The 315-nt window shown below is 73.3% G+C and carries 1 protein-coding gene; it reads left to right on the top strand.

Translation table 11 applies throughout. The features are described from left to right. Positions 1 to 315 (top strand): hypothetical protein (locus JHD82_RS29415; protein WP_199140448.1); only part of this gene is annotated, 315 nt, incomplete at both ends.

Below are 315 nucleotides of genomic sequence, written 5' to 3'. Positions count from 1 at the left end.
CCCCCCCCCCCCCCCCCCCCCCCCCCCCCCCCCCCCCCCCCCCCCCCCCCCCCCCCCCCCCCCCCCCCCCCCCCCCCCCCCCCCCCCCCCCCCCCCCCCCCCCCCCCCCCCTTTTTAATGCTCCGGCCACCACCGAGATCTACACTGTTCGCATTTCGTCGGCAGCGTCAGATGTGTATAAGAGACAGGGTCATGATCGTGGGCGGCGCGGCCATCGTCGAGATGATCTACCACCTGCAGCTCAATGCGGCCCTGGGTCCCCAGGTCTCGTTCATGGGCGTGCAGCTCGATACCAGCTCGGCATCGACCTGGACC

The organism is Delftia sp. ASV31 (assembly GCF_016428765.1).
In the GTDB taxonomy this organism is placed as follows: Bacteria; Pseudomonadota; Gammaproteobacteria; order Burkholderiales; family Burkholderiaceae_C; genus Comamonas; species Comamonas acidovorans.
The sequence above is the reverse complement of the archived record's forward strand: the minus strand, read 5'-3'. Positions and strand labels throughout refer to the sequence as shown.